The sequence below is a fragment of the Acidovorax sp. FG27 genome (assembly GCF_040365715.1).
Lineage (GTDB): Bacteria > Pseudomonadota > Gammaproteobacteria > Burkholderiales > Burkholderiaceae_C > Paracidovorax.
Map to the genome: position 1 here is coordinate 108,186 of NZ_BAABVY010000015.1, position 20,787 is coordinate 128,972.

Genomic DNA, 20,787 nt, shown 5'->3' on the forward strand with positions numbered 1-20,787 from the left:
GGATGCCGAACCGGCCGGACGCCACCCGCATGCTGGCGGCGGCGATGCGAATGCCCATGCAAAAAGCGAGGCAAAGGCCTCGCTTGTGTCGAGCCCGCCGCCCCGGGTTCGGCACCGGAGCGGGGGCAATGCGCGCTGGTGGTGCGCGATCAGTTCAGCTTCATCTGCGAGGGCGTGCCCGTGAGGTAGCCCACGGCCGAGCCGAACTTGTCCTTGTAGTTGGCGCGGATCAGCGGATCGAGCTGGTCCTTGACCTTGCCGTGGATGCTGCCCCAGTCACCCGCGTGCTGGAAATTGCTCATGATGTAGGTGAAGCCGTTGATCTCGTCCACCGCGTGCAGGCCGGTGGATTCGCCGCCGGCGGGCACCGACATGAGGCGCGACAGCTGCTTCGTGTCCACGTTGTACGCCCAGAGGAAGTTGTTCACGTGCTGGCTGCTGTCCTCGCCGATGAAGAGGGTGCGCAGCTTCTCCGAGAACTTCAGGTTGTCGGGGTTGGCGATGTTGTTCGGGTTGGCGGTGTTGCCCAGCGCGTCGGCGGAAATGTCCTCGCCGGCCAGCAGGGCCTTGGTGTCCACCGGCATCCAGTCGCTGTTGATGGCAGCGCCATTCGTGTCCTTCTGGCCGCCGCGCAGGTTCAGCGCCATCACGGCACCGGCCACCAGCTGCTTGGGCACCGAGATGCCGTTGCCCGGCACGTTGGCCGCGTTGCCGGCCACCATGGACGACTGGATGTTCTGCAGGGCGGAGTAGGCGATCTTGTCCTTGGCGTTGACGGTGGTGCCTTCCATCTTGGTGAAGCCCAGGCTGGCGCCGCGCAGCGCGGCGTAGCGGTGGGTTTCGAGGAAGGCGGCGGCCTTGTCCATGCCGGGGTTGAGCTTGATCCACTCGGTCTTGCCGTTGGCGACGATCTTGGTGAAGGTCGCGTCCTTGGGGTCGGCGGTGGCCACGGTCATGATGTCCGTGGGCTTGAGCGTGTTGGCGAGCTGCTCGATTTCGGCGCTGGTGGCCGAGCCCAGCTTGATCCAGGTGAGCGGCGCGGCGGTGGTGGCGGCCGGGTCGATGGAGAAGCCCGCGCCCACCTTGGCCGCGTACAGCGTGCCGGAGGACAGGTCCTTCTCCTTGTCGGCCACGAACACGAAGTAGCCGCTGTTGGTGGCGTCGTCGCCCATCAGCGCGGTGCGCTGGTCGGGCATGACCTGCACCAGCTCGTGCGAGATGCGGCCCATGCAGAAGTGCTTCTTGATCGACGCGGTGCCGTCGGCGTTCACCGTCACCTCGGGCATGTGACCGTAGTGGTAGGGGTTGGCGGCCGTCTCGCTGCCGTACAGGTTCTTGCTGTAGGCCTTGAACTGCGCGTTCGACGCGGCGGTGAAGGCATCCGGTTCGTACTCTTCGCTGGACAGGTGCGTGCCCCAGGGCGAGAGGCTGGCGCCGCAGGTGATCCAGAGGCCGTGCACCTTGGACGTATCCACGTTGTGGTACTTGACCAGCGACAGCTTGCCGGTGGCCGGGTCCTGGTCGAGCGACAGCACGGCGATGGGGGAGGGCAGCTTGCCGTACATGTCGGTCTTGCCGTCCTGCGCCCAGGTGGTGTATTCGAACTGCACCACGGCGAACACGGGGTTGCCCTTGACGCCGTCCACCTTGGCATTGGGTACCGTCAGCAGCGAGGTGCCGTCCGGCGAGTCGGAGAAGAACTGGCGTTCCTTGCCGGCGACGGTGGTGTCGGTGATGGGCTTGTTGTTGATGTCCACATAGCCGCCGGCCAGGATCTTGCCGCCCTTGCCATCCGCGACCATGTCGCCCGTCACGAAGAAGGGCTGATAGGCCAGCTGGTAGTTCTGCACCGAGTCGTCGCTGAACTTCACGCTCATCGTGGAGCCGACCGAGGTGGTGGCCATGGCGGCGGGGTTGGCCAGGCTGGGGGCCGCCATCGAGCTGAAGCTGGCCGACTTGAACGTGGCGCTGTCGCTGCCGCCGCCGCAGGCGGTCAGGAACGACACGGAAGCGCTGGCGCCCAGCGGCAGCATGGGCATGCCAGCGAGGAATTGGAGGGCCTTGCGGCGGGTGGGCATCGGGGTGTTGGACATCGTTATTTCCGGCGGGTGAAGGGCGCAGCCTGCCGCTGCACGGCCAGTCGAGGCCGCGGCGCAGGCGAGCAAGAGGTGACCGGAGCCGCAAGGCCGCGATCACCGACCGGATGCTAGGCACCGGCCGTGACACCGCATTGACGGATCGATGACGGAAAAATGACGGTCTTGGAGGCGGCGCGCCGGCGCCCGATGCGCCCGGTGCGCCGGTGGCCGTTGCCCGGCCGCGTCAGGGCGCGGGTGGTCCGCTGCTGTTGCTGTCGCCGGCGTCGGGCGACGCGGCGGGTGGCGTTTCGGCCGCCGTGTGCGCGGTCCACTTCTCGGGCGGCTCGAAGCAGTCGCGGAAGGTGAACACCACCGAGCTGAAGAACATGGCGGCCAGCATCAGCGCGGTGCCCACCATGATGCCGCCGGCGATGCCCGTGCCCAGGCCGAAGACGGCCAGCAGCGTGACGACCACGCTGACGACGATGCCCGCGCCGAGGAAAACGCCCGTCCAGGCCAGGCCATACACCGTGAACGCGCCGAAATTGCGCAGGCAGGCGACGATGCTGAAGAAGAGGGCCTTGACCGGCGGCACGCCGTGCCAGTGGACCAGCCCGGGTGCATGCCAGAACAGCAGCGAGAGCGGCACGTAGAGCGTCAGCGACAGCCACATGGCGGCCTGGAAATCGCCCGCCTGGGCCACTTCGCGAGTCAGGGGCGCGCCGCCCAGGTACACGCGGGCGAACTGGCCGTCGTCCACCAGCGCCGAGATGCCCATCACCGCCAGAAAGCCCACCGCGTAGAGCGCGCCCAGCGCCAGCATGGCGCGCAGCCGGTGCTGGCCGGTGCGAAAGGCCACCAGCAGCAGCGCCGGGGTGGGAAAGCGCCCCTGCGTCGCCTCGGCGGCGGCCACCATCATCGCCAGCGTCGCCGACGGCAGCAGCGCCAGCGCCACGGCCGGCCCGACCAGCGGCAGCAGCGACGCCAGCGACATGGCGGTCATCGTGAGGAAGAACAGCGCCGCCAGCGCCATGGGCTGGCGCCAGAACACGCGGATGCCGAGGCGAACCCATTCCAGGCCCGTGCGTGCGGGAACGATGTGGAGTTTCATGCAGTGTGTGTGGAGTGCGTGCGCACGGCGCGGGAGCGGACGTCCCGGAGCGCGCGTGCGTTGAATTTACCCGACGCGCCGATGCGCGGGGTGGGCCAAGCCCTTGCGGCCGTCAGGCGTGTAGGGGATGCGCCACGCGCTGGCGCAGCACGCGCTCGAAATGCGTGGGGTCGTGCGGGGTCAGCAGGGCGGCCTCGCGCGGCAGGTAAAAGTCCCACAGGCGGGAGATCCAGAACCGCAGCGCCCCGGCGCGCAGCATGGCGGGCAGCAAGGCGCGCTCCTCGCCGGTCAGGGGGCGCACGGCCTGGTAGGCGTCCAGCAGCGCGGCGGCCCGGGCCGCGTCGTGGGCGCCGCTCGCCAGCTCGATGCACCAGTCGTTCAGGCACACCGCCAGGTCGAAGAGGAACGTGTCCACGCCGGCGAAGTAGAAGTCGAAGAAGCCGGTCAGCTCCTCGCCCTCGAACATGGCGTTGTCGCGGAACAGGTCGGCATGCACCGGCCCGCGCGGCAGCGCGGCGTAGGCGGACGAGGCCGCCACATGGTTCTGGTAGGCCAGCTCGGCCCGCAGCAGGGCGGACTGCGCCGCGTCCAGGTAGGGCAGCACCACGGGCACGGTCTCGTTCCACCACGGCAGGCCGCGCAGGTTGGGCTGGCTGCGATCGAACCCCCGGCTGGCCAGGTGCATGCGCGCCAGCATGGTGCCCAGCGCCGCGCAGTGGGCCGCCTGGGGCTGCAGCTGGCTCTGGCCGCGCAGCTTGTTGACCACGGCGGCCGGCTTACCCGCCACGCGGTGCAGGATGTCGCCGTCCGAGTCGGCCTGCGGGTCGGGCACCGGGATGCCGGCATGCGCCAGGTGCTTCATCAGGTGCAGGTAGAACGGCAGCTGCTCGGCCGAGAGCCGCTCGAACAGCGTCAGCACGTATTCGCCCTGGTCGGTGGTGGCGAAGTAGTTGGTGTTCTCGATGCCGCCCTGGATGCCGCGCAGCGCGGTCAGGGTGCCTAGCTGCAGGCGCTGCAGCAGCTCGCTCGCCTCGGGGAGGGAGACTTCGGTGAAAACGGCCATCGGTCAGGACAACGAAAGAGAAAGGGCTACGGGGCGGGTGGCGCTGCCGCCAGCGGAGTGCAGGGGCGCCAAGGCGCGGGCGCTGGATGCGGCGGTCAGAACCGGCCGAGGTTCCAGACGCGCGGCGCGGTCATCGTCTCGGCGCCGTTGCGGCTGCCGGGGCGGGCGCGCACGCCGTCGGCGGGCTGCACTTCGTATTCGGGCATGGAGCCGGTCTTGGGCTGCACCGTGATGCTTTTGGTCTGGCCGCCCACGCGCAGCTCGTCCACGCGGCTGCCTGCGTCCTCGACGACGATGCGCTCCACGCGCTGGTTGTGGCGGTTGCCGGACTGGTCGCGGTCGCTCGTCACGTCGCGCTGCACGGTGCCGGCGGCAGGGTTGGCGGCGGGGGCTTCGGTGTTCTGGGCCAGGACCAGGGCCGGGGCCGAAGCCAGGGCCAGCAAGAGGAGGGTGTGGGCAGCGCGCATGGGGCGGATTGTAGGGTGTGCGCCCACTCACGCGCGCGCCCGGCCGGTATTCCCACCCGGGCAGCGGCGCCCTCCGGCGGCGGGCACAATCCGGCCATGAGCAAACCCAAGACCCTGGTGCTGGTGGACGGCTCCAGCTATCTCTACCGCGCCTTCCACGCCATGCCCGATCTGCGCGCGGTGCCCGGCGACCCCACCAGCCCCGCCACCGGCGCCATCCGCGGCATGATCAACATGCTGCAGGTGCTGCGGCGCGACGTGCCCAGCGCCTACGCCGCCTGCGTGTTCGACGCCAGCGGCCCGACCTTCCGCGACACGCTCTACCCCGACTACAAGGCGCACCGGGCGCCCATGCCCGACGACCTGCGCGCGCAGATCGAGCCCATCCACGAGGTGGTGCGCCTGCTGGGCTGGCCTGTGGTGTGCGTGCCGGGCGTGGAGGCCGACGACGTGATCGGCACGCTGGCCGCCTGCGCGGCGCGCCAGGGCATCGACGTCATCGTCTCCAGCGGCGACAAGGACCTGTCGCAGCTGGTCAACGAACGCATCACCATCATCGACACCATGAACGGCAAGCGCCGCGACGTGGCCGGCGTGACGGCCGAGTTCGGCGTACCGCCCTCGCTGATGGTGGACTACCAGACCCTGGTGGGCGACGCGGTGGACAACGTGCCCGGCGTGCCCAAGGTGGGCCCCAAGACGGCGGCCAAGTGGCTGAACGAATATGGCTCGCTCGACGCGCTGATCGCCCGGGCCGACGAGATCAAGGGCGTGGCCGGCCAGAACCTTCGCGGCGCGCTGGAATGGCTGCCCAAGGGCCGTGAGCTGGTGACGATCAAGACCGACTGCGACCTGGCGGGCCACGTGGAAGGCCTGCCTGCTATCGATTCGATAGCTGTAGGCGCAGAGGAGACGGGCGCACTGCGCGATTTCTACGAGAAATTCGGCTTCAAGGGCCTGGCGCGCGCGCTGGAGGCGGGCGCCCCGGCCAACGCCGCGGCCACCCTGCCGGGTGCGGCGGGCGGCACGGGCGACCTGTTCGCCTCGCCCGGCCCGACCTTCGTCGCCGAAGCCGCCCAGGGCCGCGAGCTGGCCTACGACACCGTGCTGACCTGGGACGCCTTCGACGCCTGGTTCGCCAGGATCCAGGCGGCCGACCTGGTGGCGGTGGACACCGAAACCACCTCGCTCGACGAACTGCGCGCCGAGATCGTCGGTCTGAGCTTCAGCGTGGAGCCGGGCGCCGCCGCCTATATCCCCCTGCGCCACGAAGGCCCCGACGCGCCCGAGCAACTGCCCATCGACGACGTGCTGGCGCGCCTCAAGCCCTGGCTGGAAGACGCCAATCGCCCGAAGCTGGGCCAGCATGTCAAGTACGACCGCCACGTGTTCGCCAACCACGGTATCGACGTGCGCGGCTATGCCCACGACACCATGCTGCAGAGCTACGTGCTGGAAGTGCACAAGCCCCACGGCCTGGCCAGCCTGGCCGAGCGCCACCTGGGTCGCACCGGCATCAGCTACGAAGACCTGTGCGGCAAGGGCGCGCACCAGATCCCCTTCGCGCAGGTGGCGGTGGACAAGGCGGCAGCCTATTCGTGCGAAGACTCCGACCAGACGCTGGACGTGCACCGCGTGCTGTGGCCGCTGCTGCAGGGCGACGAAAAACTGAGCGGCATCTACGCGCTGGAGCTGGCCAGCAGCGAGACCCTCTTTCGCATCGAGCGCAACGGCGTGCTGATCGACGCCGCCACCCTGGCCGGCCAGAGCCACGAGCTGGGCCAGCGCATCCTGCAGCTGGAGCAGGAGGCCTATGACATCGCCGGCCAGCCGTTCAACCTGGGCTCACCCAAGCAGCTGGGCGAAATCTTCTTCGACAAGCTGGGCCTGCCCGTGGTCAAGAAGACCGCCACCGGCGCGCGCAGCACCGACGAAGAAGTGCTGGAAAAGCTGGCCGAGGACTACCCGCTGCCGGCCAAGATCCTGGAGCACCGCAGCCTCTCCAAGTTGAAGGGCACCTACACCGACAAGCTGAGCCAGCTGGCCAACCCGCGCACCGGCCGCGTGCACACACACTACGCCCAGGCCGTGGCGGTGACGGGGCGCCTGTCCAGCAACGAGCCCAACCTGCAGAACATCCCCATCCGCACGGCCGAGGGCCGCCGCGTGCGCGAGGCCTTCGTCGCGCCGCCGGGCCGGCTCATCGCCAGCGCCGACTACAGCCAGATCGAGCTGCGCATCATGGCCCACCTGTCGGGCGACGAATCGCTGCTGCACGCCTTCACCGAAGGCCTGGACGTGCACCGCGCCACGGCCGCCGAAGTGTTCGGCGTGGAGGTGGACCAGGTGAGCAGCCAGCAGCGCCGCTACGCCAAGGTCATCAACTTCGGCCTGATCTACGGCATGAGCAGCTTCGGCCTGGCCAAGAACCTGGGCATCGAGACGAAGTCCGCCGCCGCCTACATCGACCGCTACTTCCTGCGCTACCCCGGCGTGAAGCAGTACATGGACGAAACCAAGGCCCAGGCCAAGACCCAGGGCTACGTCGAAACCGTGTTCGGCCGGCGCCTCTATCTGCCCGAGATCAACTCCCCCAACGGCCCGCGCCGCAGCGGCGCCGAGCGCGCGGCCATCAACGCGCCCATGCAGGGCACGGCCGCCGACCTCATCAAGATGGCCATGGTGGAAGTGCAGCGCGTACTGGACGAGAAGAAGCCCGAGGTGCTGATGATCATGCAGGTGCACGACGAACTGGTGTTCGAGCTGCCGGCTTCGGAAGAGGACTGGGTGCGCACCGAAGTGCCGCGCATCATGGCCGAGGTGGCCCAGCTCAAGGTGCCGCTGCTGGCCGAAGTGGGCGTGGGGCCGAACTGGGAGAAGGCGCACTGATGGGCCGTGCGCTGCACGCCCGGGCCTGAATCGATAGACTCGTGCGGCACCGGCTGGCGCCCCGCCAGCCTTCGACCCCCTGCGTGGAGCCCCGCATGTCCGACACCCCTGCCTACACCCCACCCGCCATCTGGCACTGGAACAAGGAAAACGGCGGCCAGTTCGCCAGCATCAACCGGCCCGTGGCCGGCGCCACCCACGACAAGGAGCTGCCGGTGGGCCGCCACCCGCTGCAGCTCTATTCGATGGGCACGCCCAACGGCGTGAAGGTGACGATCATGCTCGAGGAGCTGCTGGCGCTGGGCCATGCCGGGGCGGAATACGACGCATGGCTGATCCGCATCGGCGACGGGGACCAGTTCGGCAGCGGCTTCGTCTCCATCAACCCCAACTCCAAGATCCCTGCGCTGCAGGACCGTACCGACCCGGCCAAGCCTGTGCGGGTGTTCGAGTCCGGCGCCATCCTGATGTACCTGGCCGAGAAGTTCGGCGCCTTCCTGCCGAAGGAGGGTGCGGCCCGGGCGGAGTGCCTGTCGTGGCTCTTCTGGCAGATGGGCAGCGCGCCTTTCATGGGCGGCGGGTTCGGCCACTTCTACGCCTACGCGCCGGTCAAGATCGAATACGCCATCGACCGCTATGCGATGGAGACCAAGCGCCAGCTCGACGTGCTGAACCAGCGCCTGGCCGTGACCGACTATGTGGCCGGCGACGACTACACCGTGGCCGACATGGCGATCTGGCCCTGGTACGGCCTGATGGTGAAGGGCGAGGCCTACGACGCGGGCGAGTTCCTGCAGGTACAGGAGTACACGCATGTGCTGCGCTGGGCCGAGCAGGTGGGCCAGCGCAAAGCGGTGCAGCGCGGCCGCATGGTCAACCGGGTGCGGGGCGATCTGGCCAGCCAGTTGCACGAGCGGCACGACACCGGCGATTTCGACACCCGCACGCAGGACAAGCTGGCGGCGGGTTAGCCCGCTTTCATTCGCCGCCTCGAAGGTGGCAGCAGCCATTCCGGATGCCGGGCCATCAGCGCCCGGCTGACGCTCGCCGCCTCCTGCATGGCGGCAGACGCGATGACGCTGGGCTGGCCCAGCCGGCGCGTGACGATGCCCACCGAGCGCAGCGGGCCGTCGGTGATCTGCGAGACCTGCACGCCGCGCATGCCGGCCAGGATGGGCAGCACTCCAAGGTAGGGCAACACTGCCACCCCCACTTCCTTCTTCACCAGGCCCGCCACCGTGGTCGCCTGGTCCACCTGCATGCGCGGGCGGTAGTCGATGCCGCGCTGCAAAAAGGCCGCGCTCATGTAGCGCATGGCGGTGCTGGCGTCGGTCAGCGTGATGAGCGGCAGGGCGAGCAGGTCCTCCAGCCGCAGGCGCGTGCCCACCTGCGCGCGCCATTTGCCGGCGGCCAGCAGCACGAAGCGGTCGCGCAGCAGCTCTTCGTAGCGCAGGTCGGGGTGCGATGGCGCGACCGAGGCCAGCGCGAAATCGGCCTGGTGGTCCAGCAGGCGCTGGATGCAGGCGCTGTTGGCGCAGTCGTGCACCGCGAGTTGGGGCGCGCGGAACTGCCGCTCCAGCGCGGCGCACACCTCGGGCAGCACGGCGTAGGCCAGCGACGGCCAGGCGGCGACGGCCAGCTGCTGCGCCTCGCGCTCGGCCGATGACTGCATGCGCTGCAGGCCGGCATCGAGCTCGCCCACCACCGAGCGCGCCAGCACCGCCATGCGCGCGCCGCCCGGCGTCAGCCGCACGCTGCGCGTGGTGCGCTCGAAGAGCGACAGGCCCAGTTCGGCCTCCAGATCCTGGATGGCCTTGCTGAGCGCCGGCTGGGTGATGAAGAGCTTCTCGGCCGTCTTGCTGAAGTTCAGTGACTCCGACAGCGCCAGGAACATGCGCAGTTGCTTGGGTGAGATATTCATTCCCTGGCCTGATAAATCGATAGATGCAAAGAATTTCAAAAATATATCGCAGCCGCCTAGGATGACTCCACGAACCGCCGCCCATGCCAACGTCCCGATGGCAGCGGCGTATCGAGCAGGAGTGAACCCGTGGCCCGTATTCCCTATGCCGACTGCGCCAGCGACGCCGTGCGGCCGCTGGCAGACCGCATCGCCGCCGAGCGCGGCAGCGTGCTGCACCTCTACCAGATGCTGCTGCACAGCCCGCCGTTCGCCGAAGGCTGGCTCAAGTACCTGACGGCTGTGCGCCACCAGAGTTCGCTGTCCGGCGCGCTGCGCGAGCTCATCATCATGCGCGTGGCGCTGCTGAACAACGCGCCTTACGAGGCCGACCAGCATGCGCCCATCGCGCTGCGCGAAGGCATCACCCAGGCGCAGCTGGACGCGCTGGCCGCCTGGCAGGCGTCACCGCTTTTCACCGACGAGCAGCGCGCCGTGCTGGCCTACACCGACGCCATGACGCGCCAGGTGCAGGTGCCGGACGCCGTGTTCGCCGCCGTCGCGGCGCTGCATCCGGCGCAGCAGGTGGTGGAGATCACCGCCACCGTGGCCGCCTACAACATGGTCTCGCGCTTCCTGGAGGCGCTGCAGATCCACACCGCGGACGCCCACGCATCCGCCGCCGGCGCGCCTTGACGCGCAGCGCACTCGCCACACACATCACAACGGAGACAAGCACCATGACCACCACCCGCGCCTTCCTGGCCGCCGCAGCCGCCATGGCGGCCACCCTGGCTCTCGGATTGCCCACCGCCGCGCACGCCCAGCAGCCCGATGCCTGGCCCAGCCGCGCCATCACCTTCGTGGTGCCGTATCCGCCCGGTGGGCCGACCGACCTGATGGCCCGGCTGATCGCCACGCCGCTGTCGCAGCGCCTGAAGGTGCCGGTCATCGTGGAGAACAAGGCGGGCGCCGGCGGCAACATCGGCACGGGGCAGGTGGCCAAGGGCAAGCCCGACGGCTACACGCTGCTGCTGGCGGCCAGCGGCAACCTGGCGGCCAACCAGTTCCTCTATGCCAGGCTGGGCTTCGATCCGCTCAAGGATCTGGCGCCGGTGATGCAGATCTCGCGCTTTCCGCTGGTGCTGGAGGTGGCGGCGAGCAGCCCGATCCGCAGCGTCCAGGAGTATGTCGCGTTCGCCCGGGACCCCGCCCATCGCGCCACGTTCGGCTCCGCCAGCAACGGCTCGCCGCAGCATCTGGGCGGCGAGCTGTTCAAGGCGCAGGCCAAGGTCGACATCTCGCACGTGCCCTACAAGGGCGCCGGCCCCGCGCTGGTCGATCTGATGGGCGGGCAGATCACCAGCATGTTCGACATCCTGGGCAGCTCGCTGCCGCACATCAAGTCGGGCAAGCTGCGGCCGCTGGCGGTGACCACCCAGGCACGCTCGCCGCTGCTGCCCGACGTGCCTTCGATCAGCGAGTCGGGCTACCCCGGCTTCGACTACTACGCCTGGCACGGCATCTCGGTGGCCGCGGGCACGCCCCATGCCATCACCCTGCGCCTGAATGCCGAGCTGAACGCCCTCTTCGCCGACCCGGCCTTCAAGGCCAAGTGGCAGGACATCGGCTCCGAGGTCGTGGCCGGCACGCCCGAGCAGTTCGACCGCCTCATCAAGTCCGAGGCCAAGCGGATGGAAGCGCTCATCAAGAGCCTGAACATCCAGCTGGACTGAGCGCACGGGGGGGCTGCCGGCCGGGCGCTTACCATCGCCGGATCATCCCGCCACCCTTGGCGGAGAGGCGTTCCCAAGACGCGTCTCCGCGCCCCCATGCGCCTGCGCCACATCGAAGTCTTCAACGCCGTCATGCTCACGGGCAGCGTCAGCGCCGCCGCCCGGCTCATCAACGTGACGCAGCCGGCCGTGAGCCGCATTCTGGCGCATGCCGAACTGCAGCTGGGCTTCGCGCTCTTTCACCGCCACAAGGGCCGGCTGGTGGCCACCCGCGAGGCGCAGACGCTCTACCCGCACATCGAGCGGCTGTTCCACCAGCTCGACGAGGTGCAGCGGCTGGCCGCCGGCCTGCGCGGCCAGCAGCGCGAAGGGCACCTGCACGTGCTGAGCGTGCTGGCGCTGAGCTACGAGGTGATGCCGCGCGCGCTCAAGGCCTTCCGCGCGCTGCATCCGGACGTAGAGGTCACCATCGACGGCCTGCACTCGCCGCAGATCGTCTCGGCGCTGGTGCTGCAGGAGGCCGATCTCGGTTTTTCCTTCGTCGCGCCCTCGCACCCCGCGCTGGCGCAGCAGGTGCTGGGCGAAGGCCGCATGGTCTGCGTGGCACCCCGGGGCATGCTGCCGTCCACCCTGGTGCGGGCGGGCGCCCTGCATCTCGCCGATCTGGTGCAGACACCCGTCGTGCGCCTGGGCGCGAACGACCCGCTGGGCGCGATGGTGAACCTGGCCTGCCGCGAGGCGGACGTCGTCCTGCAGGCCGCCTTCACCGTGCAGACCTATCACGCCGCGCTGGCCCTCGCGCACCACGGCCTGGGGGTGGCGCTGGTCGATGCGTGCACGGCGGCCTCGGCCGACCGCGCCCGGGTCGACGTGCTGGAGCTGGCGCCGCGCCTGCCGGTGCCGGTGACCCTGCTGCGCCTGGCCAACCGGCCGGCGTCGCTGCTGGCCGACGCCATGGCCCGCTGCATGCAGGAGGCGGTGCGGCAGACGCTGGCGGACTGCGGCCTCGCCGAACCGGTTTGAAGCGCGGCCCCGGCCGCTCTGACGGGGTTCAGCCGTGCGCTGACGAAGCGATCTCCGTGGCGACCGAGCCCGCCGTGCCAAAGGCGAGCGTGAAGCCCAGCGCGCCGTGCCCGGTGTTGACCCACAGATTGCGCGGCCCGCCCGGCCGGCGGCCGTAGATCGGCAGGCCGGTGGGCGTGGCCGGGCGCATGCCCGTCCAGGGCCGCGCCTCGTCGGCGGCGGCCGCGTGGCCGAACACCTCCTTCACGCTGGCGCGCAGGCTGTCGATGCGCTCGGCGGGAATGCGGGCGTCGTGCCCCACCAGCTCGGCCATGCCGGCCACGCGCAGGCGGTCGCCCAGCCGCGCGAACACCACCTTGCCGGCCGCGTGCGTCACGCTCACGCGGGGCGCCCAGGCGCTGGCGGGGGGCGCGTCGATCGTGATGCTGTAGCCCTTGAGCGGATACACCGGCAGGCGCAGGCCCAGCCCGCGTGCCAGGGCCGGGCTGCCGCTGCCCAGCGCCAGCACGAATGCGTCGGCCTCGACGTCGCCTTGCGCGGTGCGTGCGGCTTGGATGCGCCCACCCGACCGCGCCCAGCCCCGCGCCGGCGTGCCGAACACGAAGCGCACGCCGCGTGCGGCCAGCAGCGCATGCAGCCCGTCGCACACCTTCTGGCAGTCGGCGGCGCACTCGCTCGGGGTGTGGATGGCGCCGGCGATATGCCCCGCGTAATGGTCCAGCGCAGGCTCCAGTTCCACGCAGCGCTGCGCGGACACGGCCTCCTGCACGCTGCCCCAGCCGCGCTGCAGCTCCATCTGGCGCTGCGCCCCGGCGAAGGCCGCCGGCGTGCGGTAGATCACCAGCTTGCCGGTGCGCGACAGGTCGCAGTCGATGGCCTCGGCCGCCAGCATGGCCTCGAAGCCCGCACGGCTGCGCGCCGCCAGCTCCAGCAGCGCCGCCGTGGTGCTGCGCGAGGTGGCGCCGTTGCAGGCCCGCAAAAAGCCCACCGCCCAGCGCCACTGCTGCGCATCCCACTGCGGGCGCAGCTTGAGCGGGGAGCGGGGCGAGAGCAGCAGCGAGGGCAGCTGCGCCCAGATGCCCGAGTCGGCCAGCGGCTGCACGTAGCTGTAGCTCAGCTGGCCGCCGTTGCCGCCGCTGGCTCCGGCCCCGGGCCGCGACTGGTCCAGCACGGTCACGTCGATGCCGCGCTGCTGCAATTCATAGGCCGTGGCCAGGCCCACGATGCCGGCTCCCAAAACACACACCCGCATGGCTGTCTCGCTCTCCTGAATCGGTCTCTTCCAGACTGTAGAGGCCACCGCGTAGCGCGAACAATGCCGATTGCCGGGGAGGGCATTCCGCCAGGTTATGGGTGGCGTCGCCCCGCCCCGAGGCGCACACACGGCCGGCCGCGTGGCGGATGCGGCCGCGATGCGCGGGCGGGCCCGCCGCTTGCTTGCATGGCCGCTACGGGTAAATGCTGGCATAACTTTTCGGTATGCCCTGCAGCATCGAATGCATTGTTCAAGCGCGCAGAGCCTTCCTAGAGTGCGACCTTGCCGCTCGGTGCATCCTGCTCTTTCAACCTGCCTCAACTAGGAGTCGTCATGAAGTTTTCCCTGTCCCTCGCCGCCCTCGCCTGCGGCGTGCTGGCCTGCACCGCGGCCAGCGCCGACACCCTCAAGAAGATCGCCGACAGCGGCAAGATCACGCTGGCGTACCGTGAGTCGTCCGTGCCGTTCAGCTACTTGGCCGGCGCGGGCCAGCCGATCGGCTTCTCGGTGGACATCTCCAACGCCGTGGTGGACGCTGTCAAGAAGCAGCTGGGCCGCAACGACATCAAGGTCGAGCTGCAGGCCGTCACCTCGCAGAACCGCATTCCGCTCATCACCAACGGCACGGTGGACCTGGAATGCGGCTCCACCACCAACAACACCGCCCGCGGCAAGGACGTGCAGTTCGCCATCAACTACTTCTACACCGGCACGCGCCTGCTGGTGAAGAAGGCCGACGGCATCAAGAACTACGCGGACCTGGCCAAGAAGACGGTGGCCAGCACCACCGGCACCACCAACGCGCAGGTCATCCGCAAGTACAACCGCGACAACAACCTCGACATGGACCTGGTGCTGGGCAAGGACCACAACGACTCCATGTTGCTGGTGGAATCGGGCCGCGCCGCAGCCTTCGCCATGGACGACATCCTGCTCTTCGGCCTGAAGGCCAACGCCAACAAGCCCGGCGACTGGGACGTGGTGGGCGATTCGCTGCAGGTCGAGCCCTACGCCTGCATGCTGCGCAAGGACGACCCGCAGTTCCAGGCGCTGGTCAACGGCGTGATCGGCGGCATGATGAAGTCGGGCGAGTTCGAGAAGCTCTACAACAAGTGGTTCCTCTCGCCCATCGCGCCCAAGAACCAGTCCCTGGGCTTGCCCATGTCCAAGGAACTGCGCGACAACCTCACGGCGCAGAGCGACAAGCCGGCAGTGTGACCGGCGGCGGGGCGGGCGGCCACGACCGCCCCGCACCTATCACGCCTCTTACCCCTATCTCCACAGCGCCGGCTTGGCCACCATCAGGTAGTAGATCGTCAGCATGGCGACGAAAGCCGGGTAGCCCAGCCATTCCCACCAGCGGGCATACCGCGCGTAGTCGGCCGGCAGGCCGCTGCCGCGCGCCGCGGCGTCCGCGGCCATCGCCGCCATGCGCCACTGCAGCCACAGCACCGGCAGCCAGCACAGGCCCGCCAGCACGTACAGGCCGAGCGATGCGGCCAGCCAGGGCGTGGACAGCGGCCAGCCCGCCATGCCCGCCAGCACCATGCCGGTGATCGGCTGCACGATGCCCGCCGGCGTGGTGAACCAGGTGTCGGCCCGCACCACCAGCCGCGCCACCACCGCCTGCGCCGCCACGCTGCCGCTGCGGTTGGCGAAGAACAGGTAGAAGGCCGAGCCGAAGCCCGTGCCCACCAGCAGCACGCTGGAGAGAATGTGCACCCACTTCAGCACCAGATAAGTATTCATGACGTGTGCTCCCCGTCGGCGCGCCACAGCACGCACAGGGTGGCGGCGATGGGCAGGTTCTTGAGCAGGCGGCCCAGCGGGTCCAGCCACAGCGCGGGCAGCAGCAGCGTGGCCAGCACCGTCATCGCGCCCATCAGCGCCAGCGCGGTGGCATAGGCCGGGCGTCCCGGCCGCCACCAGAGCCACAGGCCCACGGCCACGTCGGCCGCGGCGCCGCCCAGGATCAGCGCCGCGATCCAGAAATCGCTCTGCAGGCCCGCGGCCAGCAGCAGATCGCGGCCCTGCGCGTGCAGGCCGGCGGCGCTGACGGCCGCGGTGCCCAGCCACACGGCCACCAGGCTGGCTAGCAGCCAGCGGCGCGCCGTGGGGTCGATGCGGGCCGGCTGGCCGGCACCGGCACCGGTATCAGCGACGATGGCCGGGGTGTTCATGACGAGCGGCTCCAGTCACGCGCGACCAGGTCGCGATACGGCACTGTGGGGCGCCCCAGCAGGGCCTGCAGCGTGGCCGCGTCGGCGGTGTTGTCGGTGCCCAGCAGCGCCAGGCTTTCGCTGCACCAGGGCGATGCCGGCACCAGGTCGCCCAGGCGGGCGCTCAGCCGGGTCAGCGGGCCCGGCAGCGGCAGCACGCGCGCGGGGCCGTGCCCGCACTGGGCCCGCAGGCTGGCGATCAGGCCGGCCATGGGCAGGGCCTGCGGGCCCGCGCATTCCACCACGCCCTGGCGGTCCATCGCCGGGCCCAGCAGCGCGGCCACGGCATCGGCCAGGTCCTGCACGGCCACCGGCTGCACCTGGGCGGTCAGCACCGGCTGGGGCAGCACCAGCACCGGCAGCTTCGCCAGGTTCATGAAGAGCGCGCTGCTGGCCCCGCCCCGGCCGAACACCACGCTCGGCCGCACCACGCAGGCCGACAGGGCCGTGCCGCCCGCCGCCGGGGTGCGGCCGGCCAGCCCCAGCAGGTGCTGGTCGGCCGCCCGCTTGGTGCTGGCGTACTGCGTGTCGCCCTGGGCCACGCCCAGCGCCGAGACCTGCACCACCCGCCGCACGCCGGCCTGGGCGCAGGCGTCAAACAGGGCGATGGGCGCGTCGCGGTGCAGCGCGGCGACGGGCTGGCGCGGGCTGCCCCGCAGCACGCCCACGGCGTTCACCACCGCGTCGATGCCCTCCAGCCGGGGCAGCCACGCGCCGGGCGCCAGGTCGCGGGCGAAGTCCACCACGCGCTGATCGGGGCCGGGCGCGCCGTGCCGGGGGGACACGGCCTCGACGACGCGGTGGCCGTCGGCCCGCAGGCGGGCGGCGACCCGCCGGCCGATGAAGCCGGTGGCGCCGGTGAGAAGAATCTGCAGCATGGTGGACGGCCTTTCTAGGGAGGGGGGCTGATTCAGGAAGCGTCGAGTGGCGGGAGTGCGCCGTTCAGGGCAGGTCGCAGCGGCCGTTCGCGTCGCAGCGGCGGGCTGCGGCGCGCTGGCTGGCCCGCTCGAAGAGCGGTGCGACCAGCCAGCGCGGCAGCCGGTAGCGGTTGCGCGCCAGCACGGGGTAGGCCCGGTCGGCGAGCGGGCCCAGCACCGGCCAGCGGGTGAAGGCGGTGACCCAGCCCAGCCCGACGGCTTCGTAGGCCCGGCGGAACACCTCCACCCCGCGCAGCACGCGGCCGTCGGCACCGCGCGCATGGATCAGCGCGAGCAGGTCGCCAAAGGTGGCGCTGCCAGGCGGGCCGGCGAAGTCGGCCGCCCAGATGTCGGCGAAGCGCAGCAGCCCGGCGTGGTCGCGCCGCATCAGGTTCTGCATCTCCGCCGTGCAGAGGGGGCAGCGGGAGTCGTAGTAGAGCGTGAGCGGATAGAGCGGGTCGGCGGTGGGGGTCATGGGGGCACCTTTTTGAGCGGTCAGTGACCGGCGTGTAGGACGAAAGCTTTTCTTGATTTCTGCAAAAACTGAAATAAATGGGCAAAAAAAGGCCGATGCGTTACCTGAACGGAGCGGCGCCTTCATTTCTCCACCGGGCCGCGCGCGGGTGGCGGGGCCTTGGCCACCACGGCGTCGTCGCCGCGCACGAACTTCTGCACGCTGGCGCCCAGCCGCAGCACCTTGTCGAGCGTGGACGGGCTGAGCCGCAGCATCTCGTCGGCCCACACGCCCAGCGACTCCATCAGCCGCAGCGTTTCGCGCACGCGGTCCTGGGCGTCGGGCGTTTCGTCGGCCAGATCGGGCCGCTCCGACAGCTCGCGCAGCATGCGCACCGTGGGCTCGAACTCGCGCTGCTTGCGCTCGCGCACGACGGTGCGAAACAGCTCCCACACGTCGGCCGAGGTCTCGAAGTAGTCGCGCCGGTCGCCCAGCACATGCGTGACGCGCACCAGGTTCCAGTTGACCAGCTCCTTGAGGCTGTTGCTCACGTTGGAGCGGGCCACCACCAGCGTCTCGCAGATTTCTTCGGCATGCAGCGGCCGGCCGTGGAAGAAGAGCAGGGCATGGATCTGCGCCACGGTGCGGTTCACGCCCCAGGCGGTGCCCATCTCTCCCCAGTGGACGACGAAACGGCGGGCGATGTCGGTGAGTTGCATGCTGGCAGTCTATTGTTTTCGTAATTTCTGTCAATAAAGAAATTTCGATCTGCGGGAAGCCCGCGAACGACGCGCCAGCGGCAGCGCCCGGCATGCCGGTGGCCGTTTTCTGGCCCTAGACTGCGGGCCGCACGCCCGTTTGCGGCGGCACTGCGCGTGCATTCCCGCCACGCCGGTCGCAACACACACCCTCAGGAGCTTCCCATGCAGCAAGACGATTTCAAGCAGGACTTCGACGCGCTTTTGCCCGGCCGGTCCACCGAGGCCGGTGCCAGCCGGCGCACGGCGCTGCGCGTGGCGCTGGGGGCAGGCTTCGGCGTGGGTTATGCGGCGGCGGCCATGCCGGTGATGGCGCAGACGGCCATCCAGACGTCTGCCGACGGACTGACCGCCGGGCGGGTGGAGATCGAGGTGAATGGCTTCAAGGTGCCCGCCTACCACGCAGCGCCTGCCGGCAAGACCGGCTTGCCGGTGGTGCTGGTGATCCAGGAAATCTTCGGTGTGCACGAATACATCGCCGACGTGTGCCGGCGCCTCGCCAAGGCGGGCTACCTGGCCGTCGCCCCCGAGCTCTACGCCCGCCAGGGTGACCCGTCCAAGTACACCGAGATCGCGAAGCTGCAGAGCGAGCTGGTGTCCAAGGTGCCCGACGCGCAGGTGATGGCCGACCTGGATGCCACCGTCGCCTGGGCCGGCCGCCATGGCGGCAACCTGAAGAAGGTCGGCATCACCGGCTTCTGCTGGGGCGGGCGCATCACTTGGCTCTACGCGGCGCACGGCCCCGTCAAGGCGGGCGTGGCTTGGTACGGCCGGCTGGTGGGGCAGGCGAGCGACATGACGCCCAAGCACCCGGTGGACGTGGCGCCCATCCTCAAGGCACCGGTGCTGGGGCTGTATGGCGGCCAGGACAGTGGAATACCTGTTGACACGATTGCTAAGATGCAGAACGCACTGCAAAGCGGATCGGCGGCGGCGAAGGCGTCGGAATTCGTGGTCTACCGCGAGGCGCCGCACGCCTTTCACGCGGACTACCGCCCGAGCTTCCGCAAGGAGGCGGCGCAGGACGGCTGGACGCGGGCGCTGGCCTGGTTCAAGGCCCACGGGGTGGCGTAGCGCGCCGCAGCGGCCGACCGCCTGCTGGCCCACCAAGCCCTTCGGGGCTTTTTTTGCGTGCGGACGGGCACGAGGTTTGGATACGAAAAAGGCCCCCAGGGCCCATACTGAAAGCGCAAGCAGCTATGACATTGATAGCAATCATCCTGGCCACGCTGGCCGCGGGCATTGGCAGCGTGTGGGTGGCCGCATGGCTCATGCGGGCGGGGCTGGGTACCAGCAGCCGGGTCCGCCCGCAGCATCTGCTGAGCCTGGCGGCCGGGGCGCTGCTGGCCACGGCCTTCATGCACCTGCTGCCCGAGGCCTTCGAGAGCCAGGCCGGCGCGCACGACCTGTTCGCCACCCTGCTGGTCGGGCTGGTGTTCTTCTTCCTGCTGGACAAGGCCGAGCTGTGGCACCACGGGCACGAGCATGGCCACCCGGCGCCGGCCCCGGCCCCGCATGGCGGCCACGCGCACCACCATGACCATGACCATGACCATGACCACGGGCATGCCCACTCCCACGCGCACGGCCATGGCTCCCACGGCGGCGGCTGGGCGCTGCTGACGGGCGACAGCGTGCACTGCTTCGGCGACGGCATCCTGATCGCGTCGGCCTTCATGGCCGACATCAAGCTCGGCATCGTCGCCGCGCTGGCGGTACTGGCGCACGAGGTGCCGCACCACATCGGCGACCTGGTCGTCATGCGCCAGAACAGCGCCAACCGGCGCGCGGCGCTGGTGAAGGTGTCGCTGGCCGGCGCCGTCACCGCCCTGGGCGGCCTGGTGGGCTACTTCCTGGTGGGCCAGCTCGAGTCGCTGCTGCCGTACTTCCTGGTCATCGCCTCCAGCAGCTTCGTCTACGTCGCGCTGGCCGACCTGATCCCGCAGCTGCAAAAGCGGCTGACCGCCGGCGGCACGCTCGCGCAGATCGCCTGGCTGGTGGCGGGCATGACGGTGGTCACGCTGGTGAGCGGACTGGCGCACGCTCACTGACGGGCGTTCGCTCCAGTGCCTGGTTTGCTATGAAAAACATAGCTACAGGCGCTTGATCCATAGGCGCTGGAGGCCAGAAAGACCCTGAAAATCGGTCGCTGGACGCCCGGCGCTCAGCTCGCCAGCACCTCGCGCACGGCGGCCACCTGGCGGCGCGACACGGCCACCAGCTCCGCCAGACCATGCAGGCGCAGCGCCCAGCCTTCGCCTTCCTCGGCGTCGTAATGCTTTTCCAGCGACCGCATGGCCCACCGGGCCACCAGCGCGTTGCGGTGCACGCGCAGGAAGTGCGCCGCGTGGCGCACCTCCAGCTCCGCCAGCGAGGCGTCCAGGATGTAGCTGCGGCTGCCGGTGCGCACCGTCACGTACTTCTGCTCGGCCTTCAGCGCCAGCACCTCGGCCAGGGGCACGCGCTCGGTGCGGCCCCGGTCCTGGATCACCAGCGCCTCGCCGCTCGCGGGCGGGGCAGCGGCGCTCGCGTGGCCGGCGCTGCGCTGCACCTTGGCCAGGGCCTGCTGCAGCCGCTCCAGCCGCACGGGCTTGGTGAGGTAGTCCACGGCGTCCAGCTCGAAGGCGCTGACGGCATGGTCGGCATGCGCGGTCACGAACACGATGGCCGGCGGCGCCGGCAGGGCGCGCAGCGTGTGCGCCAGCGCCAGCCCGTTCTGGCCGGGCATGTGGATGTCGAGCAGCACCGCGTCCACCGGCTGGCGGGCGGCGACGGCGTTCTGCACGGCGGCCAGCGCATCGGCGGCGTGGGCCGCCTCGGTGACCGTGTGGCCGGCCGCGCAGTCGCCCAGCAGCGCGCGCAGGCGGCTGCGGGCCAGGGATTCGTCGTCCACGATGAGGATGTGCATGGCGGGCAA

Annotated in this window: 20 protein-coding genes; 8 read left to right on the forward strand and 12 right to left on the reverse strand. The window is 70.0% G+C overall.

Annotated elements, in window-relative coordinates; translation table 11 throughout:
- Positions 1 to 149 precede the first annotated feature (149 nt).
- The 4 genes from ABWV53_RS20140 to ABWV53_RS20155 form a co-directional block, all read right to left on the reverse strand.
- Positions 150 to 2,093 (reverse strand): PhoX family protein, encoded by a 1,944-nt coding sequence (locus tag ABWV53_RS20140; protein ID WP_353367921.1) that lies wholly within the window; start codon positions 2,091 to 2,093, stop codon positions 150 to 152.
- A gap of 229 nt (positions 2,094 to 2,322) precedes the next feature.
- Positions 2,323 to 3,189: a BPSS1780 family membrane protein gene (locus tag ABWV53_RS20145; protein WP_353367922.1), complete on the reverse strand. Its 867-nt coding sequence runs from the start codon at positions 3,187 to 3,189 to the stop codon at positions 2,323 to 2,325.
- Positions 3,190 to 3,301: 112 nt separating this feature from the next.
- On the reverse strand, positions 3,302 to 4,252 hold the full coding sequence (locus ABWV53_RS20150; protein ID WP_353367923.1) for a homoserine kinase: 951 nt from the start codon (positions 4,250 to 4,252) through the stop codon (positions 3,302 to 3,304).
- Positions 4,253 to 4,347: 95 nt separating this feature from the next.
- Positions 4,348 to 4,719 (reverse strand): hypothetical protein, encoded by a 372-nt coding sequence (locus ABWV53_RS20155; protein ID WP_353367924.1) that lies wholly within the window; start codon positions 4,717 to 4,719, stop codon positions 4,348 to 4,350.
- Positions 4,720 to 4,815: 96 nt separating this feature from the next.
- Between ABWV53_RS20155 and polA the strand changes: the two genes are divergently transcribed.
- Positions 4,816 to 7,608, forward strand: a complete 2,793-nt coding sequence (gene polA, locus ABWV53_RS20160; RefSeq protein WP_353367925.1) for a DNA polymerase I — start codon at positions 4,816 to 4,818, stop codon at positions 7,606 to 7,608.
- Positions 7,609 to 7,703: 95 nt separating this feature from the next.
- Entirely contained in the window at positions 7,704 to 8,579 is an 876-nt protein-coding gene (gene yghU, locus ABWV53_RS20165) for a glutathione-dependent disulfide-bond oxidoreductase (RefSeq protein ID WP_353367926.1), read from the forward strand.
- On the opposite strand, the gene ABWV53_RS20170 is transcribed toward yghU, so the two are convergent.
- The gene (locus ABWV53_RS20170) at positions 8,576 to 9,529 is read right to left on the reverse strand and encodes a LysR family transcriptional regulator (RefSeq protein WP_353367927.1); all 954 of its coding nucleotides are present in this window, start codon (positions 9,527 to 9,529) and stop codon (positions 8,576 to 8,578) included. The genes yghU and ABWV53_RS20170 overlap by 4 nt on opposite strands.
- A 129-nt stretch (positions 9,530 to 9,658) precedes the next feature.
- Between ABWV53_RS20170 and ABWV53_RS20175 the strand changes: the two genes are divergently transcribed.
- The 3 genes from ABWV53_RS20175 (at position 9,659) to ABWV53_RS20185 (ending at position 12,267) form a co-directional block, all read left to right on the forward strand.
- Positions 9,659 to 10,204, forward strand: coding sequence for a carboxymuconolactone decarboxylase family protein (locus tag ABWV53_RS20175; RefSeq protein ID WP_353367928.1), 546 nt, complete (start codon positions 9,659 to 9,661; stop codon positions 10,202 to 10,204).
- A gap of 44 nt (positions 10,205 to 10,248) precedes the next feature.
- On the forward strand, positions 10,249 to 11,244 hold the full coding sequence (locus ABWV53_RS20180; RefSeq protein ID WP_353367929.1) for a Bug family tripartite tricarboxylate transporter substrate binding protein: 996 nt from the start codon (positions 10,249 to 10,251) through the stop codon (positions 11,242 to 11,244).
- A 96-nt stretch (positions 11,245 to 11,340) separates the two neighbouring features.
- Positions 11,341 to 12,267, forward strand: a complete 927-nt coding sequence (locus tag ABWV53_RS20185) for a LysR family transcriptional regulator (protein ID WP_353367930.1) — start codon at positions 11,341 to 11,343, stop codon at positions 12,265 to 12,267.
- Positions 12,268 to 12,295: 28 nt separating this feature from the next.
- On the opposite strand, the gene ABWV53_RS20190 is transcribed toward ABWV53_RS20185, so the two are convergent.
- Positions 12,296 to 13,519: a D-amino acid dehydrogenase gene (locus ABWV53_RS20190; protein WP_353367931.1), complete on the reverse strand. Its 1,224-nt coding sequence runs from the start codon at positions 13,517 to 13,519 to the stop codon at positions 12,296 to 12,298.
- A 336-nt stretch (positions 13,520 to 13,855) separates the two neighbouring features.
- Here ABWV53_RS20190 and ABWV53_RS20195 point away from each other — a divergent pair, with 336 nt between their 5' ends.
- On the forward strand, positions 13,856 to 14,740 hold the full coding sequence (locus tag ABWV53_RS20195; protein WP_353367932.1) for an amino acid ABC transporter substrate-binding protein: 885 nt from the start codon (positions 13,856 to 13,858) through the stop codon (positions 14,738 to 14,740).
- 54 nt (positions 14,741 to 14,794) lie between these two features.
- Here ABWV53_RS20195 and ABWV53_RS20200 read toward each other — a convergent pair whose 3' ends face one another.
- The 5 genes from ABWV53_RS20200 to ABWV53_RS20220 all read right to left on the reverse strand — a co-directional run bounded on the left by ABWV53_RS20200 (position 14,795) and on the right by ABWV53_RS20220 (position 17,831).
- Positions 14,795 to 15,271 carry a DUF2269 family protein gene (locus tag ABWV53_RS20200; RefSeq protein ID WP_353367933.1) on the reverse strand — a complete coding sequence of 159 codons (477 nt, stop codon included), beginning with the start codon at positions 15,269 to 15,271 and terminating at the stop codon, positions 14,795 to 14,797.
- Entirely contained in the window at positions 15,268 to 15,702 is a 435-nt protein-coding gene (locus ABWV53_RS20205; protein WP_353367934.1) for a DoxX-like family protein, read from the reverse strand. Before ABWV53_RS20205 ends, ABWV53_RS20200 begins: the two co-directional genes overlap by 4 nt.
- Complete coding sequence (locus ABWV53_RS20210) at positions 15,699 to 16,616, reverse strand: NAD-dependent epimerase/dehydratase family protein (protein WP_353367948.1); 918 nt, start codon at positions 16,614 to 16,616, stop codon at positions 15,699 to 15,701. Before ABWV53_RS20210 ends, ABWV53_RS20205 begins: the two co-directional genes overlap by 4 nt.
- A gap of 67 nt (positions 16,617 to 16,683) precedes the next feature.
- Positions 16,684 to 17,133, reverse strand: a complete 450-nt coding sequence (locus ABWV53_RS20215) for a thiol-disulfide oxidoreductase DCC family protein (RefSeq protein WP_353367935.1) — start codon at positions 17,131 to 17,133, stop codon at positions 16,684 to 16,686.
- A gap of 122 nt (positions 17,134 to 17,255) precedes the next feature.
- Entirely contained in the window at positions 17,256 to 17,831 is a 576-nt protein-coding gene (locus ABWV53_RS20220; RefSeq protein ID WP_353367936.1) for a GbsR/MarR family transcriptional regulator, read from the reverse strand.
- Positions 17,832 to 18,035: 204 nt separating this feature from the next.
- Between ABWV53_RS20220 and ABWV53_RS20225 the strand changes: the two genes are divergently transcribed.
- Positions 18,036 to 18,944: a dienelactone hydrolase family protein gene (locus ABWV53_RS20225; RefSeq protein ID WP_353367937.1), complete on the forward strand. Its 909-nt coding sequence runs from the start codon at positions 18,036 to 18,038 to the stop codon at positions 18,942 to 18,944.
- A 125-nt stretch (positions 18,945 to 19,069) separates the two neighbouring features.
- Positions 19,070 to 19,921, forward strand: a complete 852-nt coding sequence (locus tag ABWV53_RS20230; RefSeq protein WP_353367938.1) for a ZIP family metal transporter — start codon at positions 19,070 to 19,072, stop codon at positions 19,919 to 19,921.
- 113 nt (positions 19,922 to 20,034) lie between these two features.
- Here ABWV53_RS20230 and ABWV53_RS20235 read toward each other — a convergent pair whose 3' ends face one another.
- Positions 20,035 to 20,778, reverse strand: a complete 744-nt coding sequence (locus ABWV53_RS20235; RefSeq protein ID WP_353367939.1) for a LytR/AlgR family response regulator transcription factor — start codon at positions 20,776 to 20,778, stop codon at positions 20,035 to 20,037.
- Between the last annotated feature and the right edge of the window lie 9 nt (positions 20,779 to 20,787).